This is a genomic window from Halorientalis salina, from assembly GCF_005049285.1.
Classification (GTDB): domain Archaea; phylum Halobacteriota; class Halobacteria; order Halobacteriales; family Haloarculaceae; genus Halorientalis; species Halorientalis salina.
The window spans coordinates 368,871-386,718 of sequence record NZ_SOSC01000001.1; the positions used below are offsets into that span (position 1 = coordinate 368,871).

At 62.6% G+C, this 17,848-nt stretch carries 14 protein-coding genes; 6 read left to right on the plus strand and 8 right to left on the minus strand.

All coding sequences use genetic code 11. From position 1 onward, the window contains the following. Positions 1 to 2: 2 nt before the first annotated feature. A complete protein-coding gene (locus tag E2481_RS02030; protein ID WP_136715452.1) occupies positions 3 to 848 on the minus strand; it encodes a glucosamine inositolphosphorylceramide transferase family protein in 846 nt (281 codons plus the stop codon). Between the two features lie 232 nt (positions 849 to 1,080). Here E2481_RS02030 and E2481_RS02035 point away from each other — a divergent pair, with 232 nt between their 5' ends. Then, positions 1,081 to 1,905 carry a formyltransferase family protein gene (locus E2481_RS02035; RefSeq protein WP_136715453.1) on the plus strand — a complete coding sequence of 275 codons (825 nt, stop codon included), beginning with the start codon at positions 1,081 to 1,083 and terminating at the stop codon, positions 1,903 to 1,905. A gap of 33 nt (positions 1,906 to 1,938) precedes the next feature. On the opposite strand, the gene E2481_RS02040 is transcribed toward E2481_RS02035, so the two are convergent. Both E2481_RS02040 and E2481_RS02045 read right to left on the minus strand, forming a co-directional pair. Further along, complete coding sequence (locus E2481_RS02040) at positions 1,939 to 3,477, minus strand: flippase (protein WP_136715454.1); 1,539 nt, start codon at positions 3,475 to 3,477, stop codon at positions 1,939 to 1,941. Between the two features lie 58 nt (positions 3,478 to 3,535). Then, a complete protein-coding gene (locus E2481_RS02045; RefSeq protein ID WP_136715455.1) occupies positions 3,536 to 4,456 on the minus strand; it encodes a hypothetical protein in 921 nt (306 codons plus the stop codon). A gap of 110 nt (positions 4,457 to 4,566) precedes the next feature. On the opposite strand from E2481_RS02045, the gene E2481_RS02050 reads away from it, so the two are divergent. Then, a complete protein-coding gene (locus E2481_RS02050; RefSeq protein ID WP_136715456.1) occupies positions 4,567 to 5,568 on the plus strand; it encodes a glycosyltransferase family 4 protein in 1,002 nt (333 codons plus the stop codon). A 17-nt stretch (positions 5,569 to 5,585) separates the two neighbouring features. On the opposite strand, the gene E2481_RS02055 is transcribed toward E2481_RS02050, so the two are convergent. The 3 genes from E2481_RS02055 to aglG form a co-directional block, all read right to left on the minus strand. Next, positions 5,586 to 6,926: a sulfatase gene (locus tag E2481_RS02055; RefSeq protein ID WP_136715457.1), complete on the minus strand. Its 1,341-nt coding sequence runs from the start codon at positions 6,924 to 6,926 to the stop codon at positions 5,586 to 5,588. A gap of 66 nt (positions 6,927 to 6,992) precedes the next feature. Then, positions 6,993 to 7,979 (minus strand): rhamnosyltransferase WsaF family glycosyltransferase, encoded by a 987-nt coding sequence (locus E2481_RS02060; RefSeq protein WP_136715458.1) that lies wholly within the window; start codon positions 7,977 to 7,979, stop codon positions 6,993 to 6,995. Beyond that, positions 7,976 to 8,917: a glucosyl-dolichyl phosphate glucuronosyltransferase gene (gene aglG / locus E2481_RS02065; RefSeq protein ID WP_136715459.1), complete on the minus strand. Its 942-nt coding sequence runs from the start codon at positions 8,915 to 8,917 to the stop codon at positions 7,976 to 7,978. The genes E2481_RS02060 and aglG overlap by 4 nt, the downstream gene beginning before the upstream one ends. A 185-nt stretch (positions 8,918 to 9,102) precedes the next feature. On the opposite strand from aglG, the gene E2481_RS02070 reads away from it, so the two are divergent. Beyond that, positions 9,103 to 9,531: a universal stress protein gene (locus E2481_RS02070; protein ID WP_136715460.1), complete on the plus strand. Its 429-nt coding sequence runs from the start codon at positions 9,103 to 9,105 to the stop codon at positions 9,529 to 9,531. Between the two features lie 3 nt (positions 9,532 to 9,534). Here E2481_RS02070 and gyrA read toward each other — a convergent pair whose 3' ends face one another. Continuing rightward, positions 9,535 to 12,030: a DNA gyrase subunit A gene (gene gyrA / locus E2481_RS02075; protein WP_136715461.1), complete on the minus strand. Its 2,496-nt coding sequence runs from the start codon at positions 12,028 to 12,030 to the stop codon at positions 9,535 to 9,537. Continuing rightward, positions 12,027 to 13,952: a DNA topoisomerase (ATP-hydrolyzing) subunit B gene (gene gyrB, locus E2481_RS02080; RefSeq protein WP_136715462.1), complete on the minus strand. Its 1,926-nt coding sequence runs from the start codon at positions 13,950 to 13,952 to the stop codon at positions 12,027 to 12,029. Before gyrB ends, gyrA begins: the two co-directional genes overlap by 4 nt. Positions 13,953 to 14,094: 142 nt before the next feature. On the opposite strand from gyrB, the gene E2481_RS02085 reads away from it, so the two are divergent. The 3 genes from E2481_RS02085 (at position 14,095) to E2481_RS02095 (ending at position 17,846) form a co-directional block, all read left to right on the plus strand. Next, entirely contained in the window at positions 14,095 to 16,485 is a 2,391-nt protein-coding gene (locus tag E2481_RS02085; RefSeq protein ID WP_136715463.1) for a DNA topoisomerase VI subunit B, read from the plus strand. A gap of 2 nt (positions 16,486 to 16,487) precedes the next feature. Further along, positions 16,488 to 17,588 (plus strand): DNA topoisomerase IV subunit A, encoded by a 1,101-nt coding sequence (locus tag E2481_RS02090; RefSeq protein ID WP_136715464.1) that lies wholly within the window; start codon positions 16,488 to 16,490, stop codon positions 17,586 to 17,588. 78 nt (positions 17,589 to 17,666) lie between these two features. After that, positions 17,667 to 17,846: a hypothetical protein gene (locus E2481_RS02095; RefSeq protein WP_136715465.1), complete on the plus strand. Its 180-nt coding sequence runs from the start codon at positions 17,667 to 17,669 to the stop codon at positions 17,844 to 17,846. The last annotated feature ends 2 nt before the right edge of the window (positions 17,847 to 17,848 follow it).

Genomic DNA, 17,848 nt, shown 5'->3' on the forward strand with positions numbered 1-17,848 from the left:
GGTCAGTCGGAAGGAACTGATTCTGCCGGCAGCCCAAAGCCGATCGCCCACATTGACCCGCTGACTCGATTGCGACCGAAACCGACGTCACCGTCGTACGCACAGTAGAGTTCTCCGTCTATCATCCTGAGGTCGAGGTGATGCATACGACCGGAGTTCCACCCGACACCGCCCGTTCCGACCAGAACTGGTTCCTCGAATAGCGGGCGTTCTTCGTATGTCGACGTATCCAGCGTGGTAATCTCGTAGGCACGGAGGCCACTCCCGTATTCGCCGGTAGAATCCTGGAAAAACGCGATGATGGCGTCGTCCGTGACGATGGGACGACCTGCGGGACGGCCAGCGGTTGGTCGATCCGCCACGACTGGGTTGTCGGGGTGTGGCGTCCAGTTGGGTTTGGTGAGGTCTTCCGAATAATAGACGCTGATTTCGTCGTTGGCCCCCGTTCCCGCGATGGCCCACCAGCGAGACCCTTTCTGAAAGACAACCGTGTCCTGGTATTTGTCCGGTCCGGTGATGATGTCTGCAATGGGTTCCCACTCGTGCGGGAACTCACTCGCCCAATACAGTCGCGCTGGTGCCCTGTACTTCCCCGAGTTCGCGATATCGGGGACCATATATATCTCGCCGTCCGCTGCAAAGACGTACGGAAAGGACAGGTGCCTGTCGATACTCAATGCCAGTCCAGTGTACGTCCACTCCTGGCCTGGGTTCTCGCTCACTGCGTGCCCAATCGCTGCCGTCGGGTCTCGAAGCGGACTAAACACCTCGAAAAAGAGGTGCAGTTCGTCGCCTACCGAATGCAGAAACGGGTCGGCGACGAACCCCAGTTCGCCGTGGTCCGTCACGTTGCTGGCAGTGAAGCCTGAACCGTGTAGGTCCGCACGTCGGAGTTGCTTCAGTGCGGTCCGGATGTCTGTCGTGTGAAATCGAAAGCCGTGCTGCGTTCGACCGCCGAACGAATGGTGGAGGCCACGTAACCCAGCCCGAGAGAATCGTCGTAACGTTCTGACGGCTCGATTCACTGTGTTCAGTTGGTAATCTCGGGAATTTATACCTACTGATTACGACAACATCACCATGTCGCACTCGCTGGCGCTTCTTCTCGGCAGCCGACGAGTTCCCCGGTGGGTCGTCGACGCCATCGATCGCGTCGAACGGAACGGGACCGGCTGCGTCGAGAACGTGTTTGTTCCCGAAACGACGTCGCCAGCGTCACCGGACAAGGGGCTCCGATTCTACGTCGATCAGGTCCGAGAGAAAGGGTGCTGGACGCCAGTCGCGGCGGGACAGAAACTCGTCGGCGCCGTTCTCGGCCCGCTGCCCGCGCTCGAACGCGTCCCCGTCATGACCATCGACTCCGTAGACGAGGAACGCATCGAGACCTGTGGTCTCGAACGGCCATCGGAACACCGGTGCGAACTCTCGGCATCGGCCGTGGATGCGCTCACCGGAACCGATGTTGCGTTCCACTGGGGCATCGGTATTCTCACCGGTGAAGTCCTGTCCGCTCCAGAACACGGCGTGTTGGGCGTCCATCAGGGGAACGTACGGGAGTATCGTGGTGGGCCACCAGGATTCTGGGAGTACCTCCACGGCGACGACCAAGCAGGAGTGACCCTCCAGCGGTACACCGAAGACCTGGATGCAGGCGGAATCGTTGCCGAACGGACGGTGGACGTCGACGACGCCCACACTTGGCGGTCGGTTCGTCGTCGCCTCTGTACGGCGAGCGCTAGACTTCTCGTTGACGGACTCGACAAACTCGGTGACGACGGCATCGCCGTTGACTTACCTGAAAAACTGGGACCGGTGTACCGCCCCAGTCAACGAACCTGTAAGACCACTGTCCAATACCTCGGCCGTGCGCTCCCCGGGTGGATGCGAGAACTGGCGAACAGCTGAACACCATCGAAGTATCTCGGCAGCGCACCGCACTTATTCGTCGACGAACAACCGCGCAACGCGCTTGAAGGGGCCGAGGTTGACGCCGAACCGATCCTCGAAGCTCAACACGAGCATTATCTCTTCTTCCTCGATGCCACCGAGCGCGAGAATTGCGACGCCGTAGATACTGACGAAGGCCATGCCCATACCGACCAACACGGGTGCGGTCATATCGAGGAATCGGTTGACTACGTAGTAGATGCCTGCCATCGACAAAATGCCCACCGTGGCGGGCTTTACCAGCGCGGCCGTTATCGGATGGATGCTGGTTGCTCTATAGACCTGCGCCGAGTAGAGGACGTTCAGCCCTGTGTACGACACGGCGGTGGCGACGGCTGCACCCAGAATTCCGTACTCCGGAATTAGTGCGAAGTTGAGTACGACGTTGGTCGCCCCGGCCAGAAGGTTGTCCCACATGACGACCCGAGTCCGGCCGATGGCCGTGAGCGTGTTCACGTTGGGGCCCGCCACCGAGTGGGTGAAAAATCCGAGCGCGAGCACCACAAGTGCTAGTGACCCGTCGACGTACTCCACGCCAAACGTGAGCCGAATCGACGCCGTCGGGAAGAACACGAGGATGAGTGCCGGGGGCAGCGTTGCCATGAATATCCACTTGGTGACGAGTTTGTAGGTTCGATCCATCTCATCTGTCCGTTCGTCGGAGTGTAACTGGGAGAGGACAGGCATGGCGATGAAGCTGAACGCCGAGAGCGTAGCCGTCAGCAGTTCGGCCAGCGGATACACGACGTTGTAACTCCCGACTTCCCCCGAGGTGCGAAAGTAGCTCAGCATGAAGATGTCGAAATACGAGAGGACCATCACCATCGCCGCGGTGAGCATCAGCGGCGCCGAGAACGAGACGAGTTCACGTCGACGCATGTTCGCGGTGACCGACGACCGGAGGTTCGTCCGGGTCACCACGTAGTAGAGGCCAGCGAGTCCGGCGGCGGCGAACGTCACCGAGTAGGCTCCGACGATTCCCACAGCGCCAAGGCCGAAGTACAGCACGACGAGGACAAGCGAAAAGCGGACAATCGGTTGTCCGATGTTCCTGATGAGTACCTTTGGAAGTGAACGCTGGAGCCCCTGGACGATCCCGATAGTGAATTTCATCAGCGCTGCGAAGGGGATGCCCAGAGCGGCGATTCGGACGACGCCGACCGCTTCCGGCGCACGGAGAGCATACGTTGCAAACGGCTCGGCGAATACGAACAGCAGGATAGCACAACCGACAGACAGGCCAGTCACGACCTGGAGGCCGGACGCCATGACGCCCTTTCGGTCTGCTTCGTCGTCGAACCGCGGCAAATACCGGCCGACGCCCGTGTTCATCCCGAACAACAGAATGGTGGAAACAAACGACAGCGTAGTGATGCCGATGGTGGCCACGCCGTACGAGGTCCGACCGAGTAACTGTGCGATGAGAACTTTCGCCACGAACGAGATTCCGAGTTCGAGAACGAGTCCGGCGAACAACAGGACGCCACTCTTGAACAGTCGCCGAACGATGGAATTCTGTTTCTCAAACATACCAACGTGGAATCTGGAACGACCGGTCACACGAAGTGTTTTCGCAGCGGTACTGGAGTCAGTCGGCGTAGCCGAGACTACGGAGTTGCTCCTCGACGTCGGCTGTCATCTGCCGGTCTCCTTCGTCCACCGTCTCCCCCTCGATAACTGCCCAGGGAACTTCACGGAGGGCCGGGTGATGAATGCCGGTCGGATGACCATAGAGTCGCATTGGAAGCAGAGGCATGCGCTCGCCTAAATTGTTTCCGTGATCGGACGTTACGACGGTACGACCCTCGTGGTCAAGAAGGGGTTCGATAGCGTCTAATACGCGTTGGAGATTGTCACCGTAAGCCTCCCAGACCTCGTCGGCGTTTTCGTACCCGAGTCCCACCGCCTCCCAGACATCGGTGGCACCCTGCTTGACCCCCTCAACCGTCACTTCCTCGGTCCCATTGAACTCGGCGTAGCGCAGGTGCGGGGCACCGAGGAACGGGTAGTGGGGCTGGAGGTAGTGGACGATGAGTCGCTTTTCAGGGAACTGTTCGCGGGCATCCAGCGCCGCCTCAGTGACGTCTTCTGGTGGAACCGTTCCGATTTCTGGGTCGAACGACTCTCGCCAGGGCTCCAGAAAGCAATGGAACGCCGTCTCGACCTGCCGCGAGACGACGGGGTTGCCGGTGACGTACACGCAGTCAGTCTTCGCTGGACTGCCGAAGTTGGCCTTCACCCACTCGTGTGTCGCGCTCCCGGCACTGTATACTCGCTCGTAACTGTCGTAGGTACTCGTGTCTGCGATCTCCTCGAACAGGTCTCCACGGCAGGCGTCCAGCACGAGGAGCGTGTCCCACTCTCGGTCCAGCACGTGAATACCGTCGTGCTCGTGGAATCGCGACTGGAGCGGGCCGACGATTCGATGTGCTGCTCTGTTTTGCCACCAAGTCGGACGGTCGTAATTCGCCGCGATCTCGTTGACGGCGTACTGTAGCTTCTTTAGCATCGAGGATGTGCGTATCAATCCTGAACTGCGGATAAATCACTTTCGACTACTCGGCACCGACAGGTTCAAGTCTGAAACGGCTACCTTTCGATTTATGAGGGAAATGTAACGTGGTTCGGGTCCTCCTCCTCCATACGAACAAATCGTACGCGGAAACCCTAGCCCGAATCGCCTCGCGAGATCATCCGTCCTACGACGTCGAAGTCGTCTCGCGAGTTCCCGTTTCGCACCGGGTTCGAGCGCTCAGGACCCGTGATTTCGACCTGGTTCAGACGGACGAACTCATTGTCAACGGGATGCTCGCCACCGGTGCGTCAGTTCTCTTCGACGTGCCACTCGTCGCCGCGATTCGCGGCTGGGCCGATTACACGAACGCCCACGGTCAGTACGGCTGGTTCAAAGACGCCAGTATTCGTGCGCGCACGCGACTTGCCCTCCGCCAGGCGTCCGAGACGATTTTCATCAGCGACACTGCACGCAAGACGTTCCGGGCACAGTATCCGGTCGACCGGTACTCTGTCGTCGGCAGACCTGTTGACGTCGACCGCTACGGGACCGGGCAAGCAACCGAACGGGGAACGTTCGACCTTCTCACTGTCACGAATCTCCGATACGAGGAGAAATACGAGGGCGTACTCACGGTATTACGTGCCCTCCGCCCACTGTTTGCGGAACGTCCGGACCTGCGATATCGGGTGGCTGGCGGTGGCCAGTATCTGGACGAACTGCACGCGTTTCTCGAGGACTATGAGTTTGCGGACCGCGTCAAGGCCCTCGGTTTCGTCGACGCCGTCGAAGACGAGTTCGCGAGCGCGGACGGATTCGTATACGTGAGTTTCCTCGACGCCTATCCGACCGTGGTGCTGGAAGCGCAGGCTGCAGGACTACCCGTAGTCGGTGGTGACGCAGTCGGCGTCCCCGACGTGGTTGGAGACGCTGGCGACATCTGTCCTCCAACGCCTAACGGCGTTCGCGATGCGCTCGACCGACTCGTCACCGACGACGACCACCGGGAGTCGCTCGCGGCCCAGAGCCGGGAAAAAATGGTCACCTACAATCAAAAGTGCGTCGCCGGGCACGTTGACGTCTGGGACCGCGTGCGACAGCGGTAGCGCGGCAAACGGGGTCGTTACTCCTGATAGCCGAGGTCCCGGAGTCGCTGTGCCACTTGCTCGTCCATTTCGGCTGTGACCGCTTCGGTACCGACGCGCTGGGCGTGGTCATTGATTTGTTCCGCGAAGTCAGCGCGAACGTCGGGATAGTCTCCGGCGACATTTCGTGTTTCGTCCGGGTCGTCTGTGAGGTCGAACAGGCGTTCCTCGCCGTCTTCCATGCGGACGTACTTCCAGTCTGTCGTCCGGAGACCGAACCGGCGGTCATCTTCGTCGTAGTCGGCCCACTCTGCGATGACGCGGTTGCGGTCGTGGTCACTGCCTGGTGCGAGACTCGTCCCCTGGAAGGCAGCTGGCGTCGGCGCGTCAGCGTAATCGACGAGGGTGGGTGCGAGGTCAAGTAGTCCGACCATGCCGTCGACCTTACCTCCCGTCTCTCCATCGTCGACGACGAGCGGAACGTGTAGTACTTCGTCGTAGAACGTTGCTGCGTGGCTGAACTGCCCGTGGTCGAGGAACTCCTCGCCGTGGTCGGCCGTAAATGCCACGACCGGTTCGCTGTCCCAGGTGTCGCGGACGCCGGTCAGCAACCGGTCGACTTCGGCATCCATGAACGCAATTTCCGCATCGTACAGGTCTACGATGGCCTCGAACTCCTCATCGGTGACGCCTTCGGGATCTTCGAGCATCTTCCGCCGCAGTCGGATAGCGCGCTCGTCGTCAACCGAGTCGTCTCGGAACTGCCGCTGGTACTGGGCGGGCGGCGTGTACGGGTGATGGACATCCATGTAGTGAACCCAGAGGAAACGCGGCCCGTCGCCCATCTCTTCGGCCCACTCCAGGGCCATGTCGGTCATCTCATCGGCGGAGACGTACGCCGAGCCGAGTTCGACGCCGGCACGGCGCTCAGTGGCGTTGAACGCCGTCTGGAGGAACTGGTAAATCTGGCTGTCGTTGTCGACGTGGGTCTTGATGGCTTGTCGAGCACGCGCGAGAAGTGAAGGGTCGGATTTCGAATCGTAGAACCGGTCGAACCCGCGGTCATAGCCGAAGTCAGCCGACAGATAGAGGTTCGAGTGAAGGCCAGCAGTCTCGTACCCTGCTTCGGAGAGCGACTCCGCGAGCGTCGTCCGGTCAGCTGAGAGTTGATGGAATCCGCCGTGACCCAGCGCGTAGGACGAGGTGAGAATCGAGGGAAAGGACGGCCGCGTCGAGCAGCCGTGAGAGAACGCGTTTGTGAACCGTCGACTTTCTGCCGCCAAGTCGTCAATGGTCGGTGTCGTCTCTCGGTGGTACCCGTAACACCCCACGTGGTCAGCACGGAGAGAATCGACGGTAACGAGGACGATATCGGTCATACATCCGATGCTTGTGCCGGAGAAGGAATATTTTTCTATGCACCAATCGCTGAAGCATGGACTTTGTCATGCCGTAATGCTTTCCAGAGCCAGGACATAGTCTCTCGTTATCTCTCTCCAGTCGAACCCGGCGACATACGTCTGTAACGCCTGCCCCTTCCCAGATCGGTCCGCCCGCTCGATCGCGCCGGCTACGGATTCGGGATCGGTCGTACAGTACTCGACGAGGCCCCCGAACCGTGATTCGGCCCTGCCGGCGAGTTGGACGACCGGCAGCCCCGCCGCCCCGTACTCCAGGACTTTCAGCGTGTGCGGGTCGTCGACCAGCGAGAGGCCCACATCCGCTAACTGCAAGAGCCCCGGAACCTCCTCGTGTGGCACTGTTCCCAGGAACCGAATCTCCACCGAACGTTCGGCAGCGGCTTCCACCTGCGGTTCAAGCGACCCGGCTCCCGCCACCACGAGCGTCCAGTCGTCGAGGCACGCCACGCCCTCGAGCATGGCCTCGACCGAGTACATCGGTTCCAGTCCCCCGACGTACACCGCCAGGTTCGATGGGACGGTCCCCAGTCGCTCGCGGGCGGCGTCCACGACCGACTCGTCGGGGGTGGCGAATCGGTCGTAGTCGACGCCGAGGTCGGTCTCGGTGGAGGACGACGCCCGCGCCTGTATCCGTGCGGCTTCCTCGGGATAGACGTAGAAGACGTGATCGGCGAGCCTGAACGCGAGGTTTTCGAGGCGTTCGACCAGTGCGACGACTGGCGCTGATTCGGTCTCCCGGAGCTGGCTGATCGGATCGACGTGGTCTACGACGAGTGGAATCCCGTGGGCCTTCGAGACGCAGAGTGCGGTGATCGCCCCCAGTCGAGTCGTACCGACGACCACGTCGAACCGGCCCCGCTCACGAAGGGATTTCGCCACGGTCATCGCCGTCGTCCCGCGGACCTCGACGGTCAAACCCTCGTTTTCGAGATGGGTCGCGATTCGGTCCCGCCCGACACTGATGTCGTCGGGCTTGTCCGGCGTCAGCCACAGGACGGAGCGACCGGTCACGAACCGGCCCCCCGGAGGGAGTTGTACTTCGTCGCCCCGTAGAGATAGCCGAACCCGACGACCGCGGTGAAGACGAACAGCATGACCAGTTGCGTGAGCCGCTCGACGCTCGGTCCCCGAACCAGGTTGCGGAGGCGTTCGGGGGCGAACTCGAACAGGAGATCGCCGAGGAAGGCCGACTCTTCCCCGGTCGAGTCGGGAACGAGGTACTCCATCCCGCGCTTCGAGTAGCCCTGCCAGAACGCCCGATCCAGCAGCCACCACGGGTCCGTTCGGTACTCGTAGACTTTGTGTGCGACGCGGGCCTCCGGGTTGTAGTACACCCCATTCCCGTACTCGTCGGCGAGGCGCGCACAGAGCTCCGTTTCGCCGCCCTGGAGGTTTTTGTCGCCCTGTCGGCCGCCGATGTCCGTATCGAACCCGTCCAGTTCGAGGAACACGTCCCGTCGGAAGGAGATGTTCGAGCCGAACGTGTTGCGGACTTCGCCCGCCCCGTCGGCGAACCCCCGGTGCGTGACGCCGACGAGCCAGTAGAACTCCTCGGGCAGGAACCCGGGACGGCCGGCGACCCAGGCTGGCGTCATCTTCCCGCCCGCCGCCAGGGCGTCCTCGCGTTCGTACGTCTCGACGAGTTCCGCGATCCACTCCGAGTCCGCGATGGCGTCGTCGTCGATGAACGCCACCACGTCGCCAGTTGCGACCCTCGCGCCGTTGTTCCGGCTCTCCAGCAGGCCCACGTTCTCGTCGTTACAGTGTGTCACCACGTCACCGCGGTCGCCGTAGTCCTCGCGGAACCGGTCGGCGACGGCCTCGTTCCCGTCGCTGACGAGGACGAGTTCGGTGTCCTCGTACGTCTGGTCGAGGACGCTCTCGGCCGCTTCGGTGAAAGCGTCGTAGCGGTCGAGCGTGTGCGTACAGAGGACGACCGAGACGCGCATGGTGCGGCGTGCGCGGTCGGGTCCCAAAACCGTTTTCCTTCGACAGCCGGATCTCCGACGGTGCGCGCCCCACCAGAGTGGACTCCGCCAACGTATCGATCGACCAGTACGCTCCCCACACGTTTTCACGAACTGAGACCAGAGATATGTTGCTTTTTATCCCCCTTACGAGTAATGGCGTGTAGATGTACGAATCGATTCTCTTCGCCACGGACCGGAGCGATCACGCCGACAGAGTCGGGGAACACGCCATCGATATCGCGCGAACGCGGGATGCGACGCTGCACGTCCTCTCTGTGGTCGACGACCGCGCCTTCCTGGTCTTGGACGACGACCGCGTCGAGGAAGTCCGAAACGAACTGGAAGAAGACGCGCTTCACGCGGTCGATCAGGCCGTCACGAACGCCCAGGAGGAGGGCATCAACGCGACCGCGGCCGTCGACGTGGGCCACCCGGCCGAGTGTATCGTCGACTACGTCGAGGAGTCCGACATCGACCTCGTCGTGATGGGCACCAGCGGCGACAACTACGAGCGAAACGTCGTCGGCAGCGTCTCCCAGCGCGTCGTCGAGACGTCGCCCGTCCCCGTACTGACCGTCGGTCTCGACGCCTGAACCCTATTCCTCGATTTCGTCGCTGTCGGCGGCTGGGACCACCGTCACGCTCGCGACGCCGTCGTTGGCGTCCAGTTCCATGATGGTGACGCCCATCGTGTTCCGTCCGAAGGTCGAGATCTCCGAAGCGCGAATGCGCATGATCTGACCCAGTTCGCTCATGATGATGAGCTGGTCGGCATCCGTGACGGCCTTGACGGACGTGACCGGGCCGTTGCGTCCCTCCGTCTTGATGTCGATGAGTCCCTTGCCGTAGCGGGACTGGCGGCGGTACTCGCTCAGTTTCGTCCGCTTGCCGTAGCCGTTCTCGGTGACGGTCAACAGCGCGCGCTCGTCGTCGTCGCTCGTCGCGACCAGACCGGCGACCGCGTCGCCGTCCTGGAGTTTGATCGCACCGACGCCGCGTGCGGTCCGGCCCATCTGTCGGGCCTCGTCCTCGTCGAAGCGAATGACCATCCCGTCCTCGGTGGCGATGACGAGGTCCTGGCCGCCGGTCGTCACCTCGACGTCGACGAGTTCGTCGCCCTCCTCCAGCGAGGCGGCGATGATCCCCGTCGACATGATGTTCTCGAACTCGTCGGCGCAGGTCCGCTTGACGTAACCGTCGCGGGTGACCATCGTGAGACACTCGTCGGACTCGAAGTCGTCGGTGTTGACGACGGCCGTGATCTCCTCGCCGTCGTCGATTCCCTCGATGACGTTCCGGATGTGGTTGCCACGGGCCGTCCGGCTCATCTCGGGCACCTGGTAGGTCTTCAGCCGATAAACCTGCCCCTGGTTGGTGAAACAGAGCAGGTAGTCGTGGCTGTTGGCCCGGAACACCTCGTGGACGCGGTCGCCCTCCTTGGGGTCTGCGCCGATGATCCCCTTCCCGCCGCGACCCTGTGGGTCGAACTTCTCGACGGGCATGCGCTTGATGTAGTCGTCCTCGGTGATGACGACCACGCAGTCCTCCTCGGGGATGAGGTCCTCGTGCGTGACCTCGCCGGTGTCCTCGATGATCTTCGTCCGCCTGTCGTCGTCGTACTCGGCTTTGATCTCCTCGAGTTCGTCCTTGATGACGTCGAGCAGTTCCTGCTCGTCGCCGAGGATCTCTTCGAGACGGTCGATGCGCTCGTTGACCTCCTCGTACTCGGTCTCGATCTCCGCGACCTCCGCCGAGGTCAGGCTCCCGATCTGGATGCGGACGATGTGGTCGGCCTGGTCCTCGGAGAAGTCGTACTCGGCTCGCAGGGCTTCCTTGGCAGCGTCCCGGTCGTCGGCGTCACGGACGATCTCGATCACGTCGTCCGCGTTCTGGACGGCCGTGAGTCGACCTTCGAGGATGTGTGCGCGGTCCTCGGCCTCGTCCAACTCGAACTGGCTGCGCCGCCGGACGACTTCTTTCCGGTGGTCGACGTACTCCGCGAGCGTCTCCTTGAGCGTCAGCACGCGGGGCTGGCCGTCGACCAGGGCGAGGTTGATGACGCCGAAGGTCGATTCCAGGTGGTGTTCGAGCAACTGGTTTTCCACCACGTCGGCGTTCGCGCCGCGTTTGAGTTCGACGACGATGCGTACGCCGTCGCGGTCGGACTCGTCGCGGAGGTCGCTGATCCCCTCGATTTTGCCCTCGTTGACGTTCTCGGCGATGCGCTCGACCATCCGAGCCTTGTTCTCCTGGAAGGGAATCTCGGTGATGACGATGCGGCCGTCCTCGTGGTCGATCTCGTAGGCGGCGCGAACGGTGATGCGTCCGCGACCGGTCTTGTACGCCTTGTGGATGGCGTTGCGCCCGACGATGTTCGCGCCAGTCGGGAAGTCCGGCCCCTTGATCGGACCGGGACTCCCCTCCATGTGGATCAGGTCCTCGACCGAACAGTCGGGGTTGTCGATGAGGTGGACGGTCGCGTCGATGATCTCACCGAGGTTGTGCGGTGGGATCTTCGTCGACATACCCACGGCGATCCCGGTCGAGCCGTTGACCAGCAGGTTCGGGTACGCCGCCGGCAGCACGTCCGGCTCTCGGAGGCGGTCGTCGTAGTTGGGCTGGAAGTCGACGGTGTCCTTGTCGATGTCCTCCAGGAGTTCCTCGGCGATGGGGGCCATCCGAGCCTCGGTGTACCGCATGGCCGCGGCGGGGTCGCCGTCCATCGACCCGAAGTTCCCCTGGCCGTCGACGAGGGGATAGCGCATGCTGAACTCCTGGGCCATGCCCACGAGCGTGTCGTAGATGGCCTGGTCGCCGTGGGGGTGGTAGTTACCCATCGTCTCGCCGACCACTGACGAGGACTTGCGGTGACTGCTCCCCGAGGAGACGCCCATCTCGTCCAGCGCGTAGAGGATGCGCCGGTGGACGGGTTTCAGCCCGTCACGTACGTCCGGGAGCGCCCGGCCCGCGATGACGCTCATCGCGTAGTCGATGTAGCTCTGCTCCATCTCGTCTTCGACGCGCACCCGCTCTACGTTCGCCGCGGGTACCGCCGGCGTGTCGTCCGGTCCGTCCGGCATGTCTGAACTCATATGTCCACCCACTCGGCTTCCGGCGAGTGTTCCTTGATGAACTGTTTGCGCGGTTCGACTGCGTCGCCCATCAGCACCGAGAACATCTTATCGGCCGCCGCGGCGTCCTCGATGGTGATCTGTTTCAGCCGCCTGTTCTCGGGGTTCATCGTCGTCTCCCAGAGCTGTTCGGGGTTCATCTCGCCCAGCCCCTTGAACCGCTGGACCTGGGTGGGATTCCCGTCGCATTTCTCGGTGACGATCTGTTCTCGCTCCTGCTCGGTCATCGCGTCGTACGTATTCCCGCGATAGCGGATGCGGTACAGCGGGGGCTGGGTCGCGTAGACGTACCCCGCCTCGATGAGCGGCTTCATGTGCCGGTAGAACAGGGTGAGCAGGAGCGTCCGGATGTGTGCCCCGTCCACGTCGGCGTCAGTCATCACCATGATGCGCTGATACCGGGCGTCATCGATGTCGAACTCGTCGCCGATGCCCGTCCCGATGGCCGTGATCATGCTCCGGATCTCGTCGTTTTCGAGGATCCGGTCCAGTCGATGCCGTTCGACGTTGAGAATCTTCCCGCCCAGCGGGAGGATGGCCTGGAACTCCGGGTTCCGGCCCTGCTTGGCGCTTCCGCCCGCCGAGTCGCCCTCGACGATGAACAGTTCCGACTCTGTGGGGTCTTTCGTCTGGCAGTCGGCGAGTTTGCCGGGCAGCGCCGTCGAGTCCAGCGCGTTCTTCCGACGCGTCAGCTCCTCGGCCTTCTTGGCGGCTTTCCGTGCCTTCGCGGCCTCTACGGCCTTCGAGACGATGGCCTGGGCCACGTCCGGGTGTTCCTCGAAATGGGTCGAGAGTTTCTCGTGGATCGCGCTCTCGACGATGCCCCGGACCTCGCTGTTGCCGAGTTTCGTCTTGGTCTGGCCCTCGAACTGCGGATCGGGGTGTTTGACCGAGATGACCGCGGTCAGCCCCTCGCGGATGTCCTCGCCCTTGAGGTTCGAGTCCAGGTCGCCGAGCATTCCGTGTTCGTGCGCGTAATCGTTGATGACCCGCGTGAGCGAGGTTTTGAATCCCGTGAGATGAGTCCCCCCCTCGCGGGTGTTGATGTTGTTCGCGAAGGCGTGGATCGAGCCCTGTAGCTCGTCGGTGGCCTGCATCGCCACCTCCAGGTGGACCGCACCCTCGTCGATCTCGCTTTCGTCCTCGAAGTAGATGACGTCCTCGTGGAGGGGGTTTTTCGTCTCGTTTAAGTACTCGACGAACTCGCGGATGCCGCCCTCGTACATGAACGTCGTCTCCGACCCGTCGCGCTCGTCGGAGAGGGTGATCTCGACGCCGGAATTGAGGAAGGCGAGTTCTCGAAGCCGGTTTTCGAGCGTCGAGAACTCGAACTCGTCGGTCTCGAAGATCTCGTCGTCGGGCCAAAACCTGATGGTGGTCCCGGTCTCCTCGTCGGGCTCCATCGCCCGTTCCTCCCGGAGGTCGTACTCCGGTTCGCCGTGATCGAAGCGCTGCTTCCAGACCGTCCCGTCGCGTTTGACCTCGGCTTCGAGCCACTTCGAGAGGCCGTTGACGACGGAGACGCCGACGCCGTGGAGTCCACCGGAGACCTGGTAGGACTTGTTGTCGAACTTCCCGCCGGCGTGAAGGACCGTCATGATGACTTCCAGGGCAGGCTTGTCGTGCTCTTCGTGTGTATCGACGGGGATGCCGCGGCCGTCGTCGCTGACGCTCACCGAGTTGTCCTCGTGGATCGTGACATCGATTGCGTCACAGTAGCCGGCCAGCGCCTCGTCGATGGAGTTGTCGACGACTTCGTAGACGAGATGATGCAGACCGCGAGAGTCAGTCGAGCCGATGTACATCGCGGGCCGTTTCCGGACGGCCTCCAGCCCTTCTAGGACTTGGATTTGTCTGGCTCCGTATTCAGGCTCCTTAGACATGAAATCTATAGCGTCGTAGGGTACCGGGCTTGATAAAACTCCCGCACGCTCGCGCGCGCGAAATTACCTACCCACTTTCGCTCCACTTTCACCGCGCTGCCGTGCAACATTTAACCCCTCCCGGGGTACAAACAGCCAGAAGATGACCTCGTTTCAATCGACGCTCGCCGAGGGAGAGGGGATCGCCGAGGAGTTGGCCGAGTCCCAGCGGTCGATCTCTATCGCCGAGTTCTTCGAGAAGAACCGTCAGATGCTCGGGTTCGATTCGGGTGCCCGGGGGCTCGTGACTGCCGTCAAGGAAGGCGTCGACAACGCCCTAGACGCGAGCGAAGAAGCCGGTATTCTCCCCGATATCTACGTCGAAATCCAGGAAGCCGGCGACTACTATCGACTCATCATCGAGGACAACGGGCCGGGGATCACCAAAGAACAGATCCCCAAGATCTTCGGGAAACTGCTCTATGGCTCGCGCTTTCACAAACGCGAGCAGAACCGCGGGCAACAGGGGATCGGGATCTCTGCAGCCGTTCTCTACTCACAGCTCACCAGCGGCAAACCCGCCAAAATCACCAGCCGCACGCAGCGCGGAACCGACGCGAAGTACTTCGAGCTGACCATCGATACCGACAGCAACGAACCCGAGATCGAAGGCGAGGACACGACCTCCTGGGACCGCCCGCACGGGACGCGCATCGAACTGGAGATGGAGGGGAACATGCGCGCCCGCCAGCAGCTCCACGACTACATCAAACACACGGCGGTCGTCAACCCCCACGCCCGCATCGAACTCCGAGAGCCCAGCGAGCACATGAAATACGAGCGGGTGACCGACCAACTCCCCGCCGAAACCGAGGAGATCCGCCCGCACCCCCACGGCGTCGAACTCGGGACCCTCCAGAAGATGCTCGACGCCACGGATTCGTACTCGGTCTCGGGCTTCGTCCAGGAGGAGTTCACCCGCGTCGGCGGGAAGACCGCCGATTCGATCATCGACAACTTCCGCGATCGGCACTTCGGGCGCGAGATGGCCTGGAACGCGCCGCGGGAGCACGAAGACGGAGACGTTGCGGCGGCCGTCGAGGACGCTGTCGCCAACAAGGGCTCGGAAGCCACGAGCGAGTTCGCCGGAGCCGTCGCCGACGCCGTCGACGAGCGGGAACTCGTCGCCCACCACCAGCTCGTCGAGGTGGTCGCGAGTTTCGCGGAGACGGTCGGCGAGAAACACGACACGACCTTCGGGGACACGGTGCAGGAAAACGCCGTCGAGGCCGCCTGGACCGAGATCACCCTGGAACGCACCGCGGACGTGTACAGTCTCGTCGACGGGGCCACGACGGACCGGAAGGACGACGCGCACGTCCAGGGACTGGCCGAGCGGGTCGCCGCGAAGTTCGAGAACCGGGACGACGACCCGCGCGACCGGATGACCCGCACGGAACTCGAGGAGTACGTCGACAAGTCCGCCGACGACACCGAGGAGTACGACGACGCGACCTTCGGCGAGAAGGCCCGCGGGAAGGTCGTCGACGCGCTCTGGGACCGGATGCGGACGGTACCCGACGAGGTGCCCAAGATTTCGGCCATCGCCGAGGACCGCGACATGGCGAGCGAACTCCACGACGCGATGCGCGCGACCGACATCATCGCGCCGCCGACGGGATGTCTCTCGCCGATCACCGACGACCTGGTCCTGGAGGGACTCAAAAAGGAGTTCGACGCGGACTTCTACTCGTCGACGACCCGTGACGCCTCCGTCCACGGCGGCGACCCGTTCATCGTCGAGGCCGGTATCGCCTACGGCGGCGACATGGAGGAAGGCGGCAAATCGGAGGTGATGCGCTTTGCCAACCGCGTCCCGCTGGTCTACCAGCGCGGTGCCTGTGCCATCACCGACGTGGTCAAGGACATCAACTGGCGCAACTACAAACTCGATCAGCCCGGGGGACGGGGCATCCCGAACGGCCCGGCGGTCATCATGGTCCACGTCGCCTCGACGAACGTCCCCTTCACCAGCGAGTCCAAGGACGCGGTGGCGAACGTGCCCGAGATCGAAGACGAGATCGAACGCGCCATCCGCGATTCGGCTCGGGACCTCAAATCCTACCTCAAGAAGCGCCGGTCGATGGAGAAACGCCGGCGCAAACAGGACAAACTCGCGACGATCCTCCCGGCGATGGCGGACAAACTGGAGGGCGTGACCGGCAAAGGAGAGTTGAACATCGACGACACGCTCGCTCGGATCATGAACAACGTCCTGGTCGAACGCGAGTACGGCGAGGACTCCGTCCAGTTGACCGTCGAGAACAACGACAGCACGAACGCCCAACTGGAGGTGACCGACATTGTGACCGAGGACCCCGGAGAGGTCGACGGTGCCAACGTCGTCGAGATGGACGGCGAGTGGTTCGTGAAGTGGTCGCCGACGGTGAAGGCGGGTGAGGAAGCGACCATCGAGTACGCGGTCAACGGCGAGGCGACCTTCGACATCCAGGTCGAGGGCATCGAGGACGAGAAACTGACGGTGGACGCATAACAATGAGCACGGATTCCACAGCAGACGACGGCGACGCCCGCGAGCGGCTCATCGACCTCGCGGCACAGTTCTACGACCAGTTCGAGCACGGGGACGTCCCGACGATGTCGATCCCCACCCGGACCAAGAGCAACATCGTCTTCGACGACGAGAAGGGGGTCTGGGTGTACGGCGACCGGAACAGCACCCGCTCGGCCAAGACCGTCAGCGGTGCCCAGAAACTGCTGAAGGCCATCTACACGATCGACTTCCTGGCCCAGCAACTCGAAGAGAACCGCTCGTCGACCCTGCGTGAACTCTACTACCTGAGCGAGTCCTTCGAACAGCAGGAAGCGCAGTTCAACAGCCAGGACGAGTCGAACCAGCTCATCGAGGACCTAGAGATCGTCTCGGACGTGCGCCGCGAGGAGTTCCACATGCGGCCGGAGGAATCCGGCGCAACAGTGATGGGGCCGCTGAAGATCCGCGAGCAGACGCGTCGCGGCGAACGCGAGATCCACTGCCAGGAAGACGTCGGCGAGGGCGGATACCAGATCCCCAACGACCCCGACACGATCGAGTTCCTGGAGAACGACGCGGATTTCGTCCTCTGTGTCGAGACCGGTGGGATGCGCGACCGACTGGTCGAGAACGGGTTCGACGAAGAGTACAACGCCATCATCGTCCACCTCAAGGGGCAGCCCGCACGCGCGACCCGGCGGCTGACCAAGCGACTCCACGACGAACTCGGGCTGCCGGTGACGGTCTTCACTGACGGCGACCCGTGGTCGTACCGCATCTACGGCTCCGTGGCCTACGGCTCGATCAAGTCCGCCCACCTCTCGGAGTACCTGGCGACGCCGGAGGCCCAGTACATCGGCATCCAGCCCGAGGACATCGTCGAGTACGACCTCCCGACGGACCCACTCGGCGATTCCGACATCAACGCCCTGGAGTCGGAACTGGAGGACCCGCGCTTCCAGACCGACTACTGGAACGAACAGATCGAACTGCAACTCGACATCGGAAAGAAGGCCGAACAGCAGTCGCTCGCCTCCCGCGGCCTGGACTTCGTGACCGATACCTACCTGCCGGATCGGCTCGACGCGATGGGCATCATCTGATCGGGAACTCCTTCTCGGCCCGTGAGGTGTCGGTACAGGGTGGATTGGACCTTTACTCTCGTGGGTTCAAACTGCGGTATGGCACACGCGCCAGAACAGCCGCGGACCTACGTCTGTACCGACTGTCAGGTCGTCCACGCCGGCACCGTCACCAGTCACGACGCCGGGAACTACACGTACGAGGAACCGACGACGTGCGGTGCCTGCGAGGGATCGGAGTTCGTCAAAATCGGGGACTGGCCCCATCACGACAGGTGAGG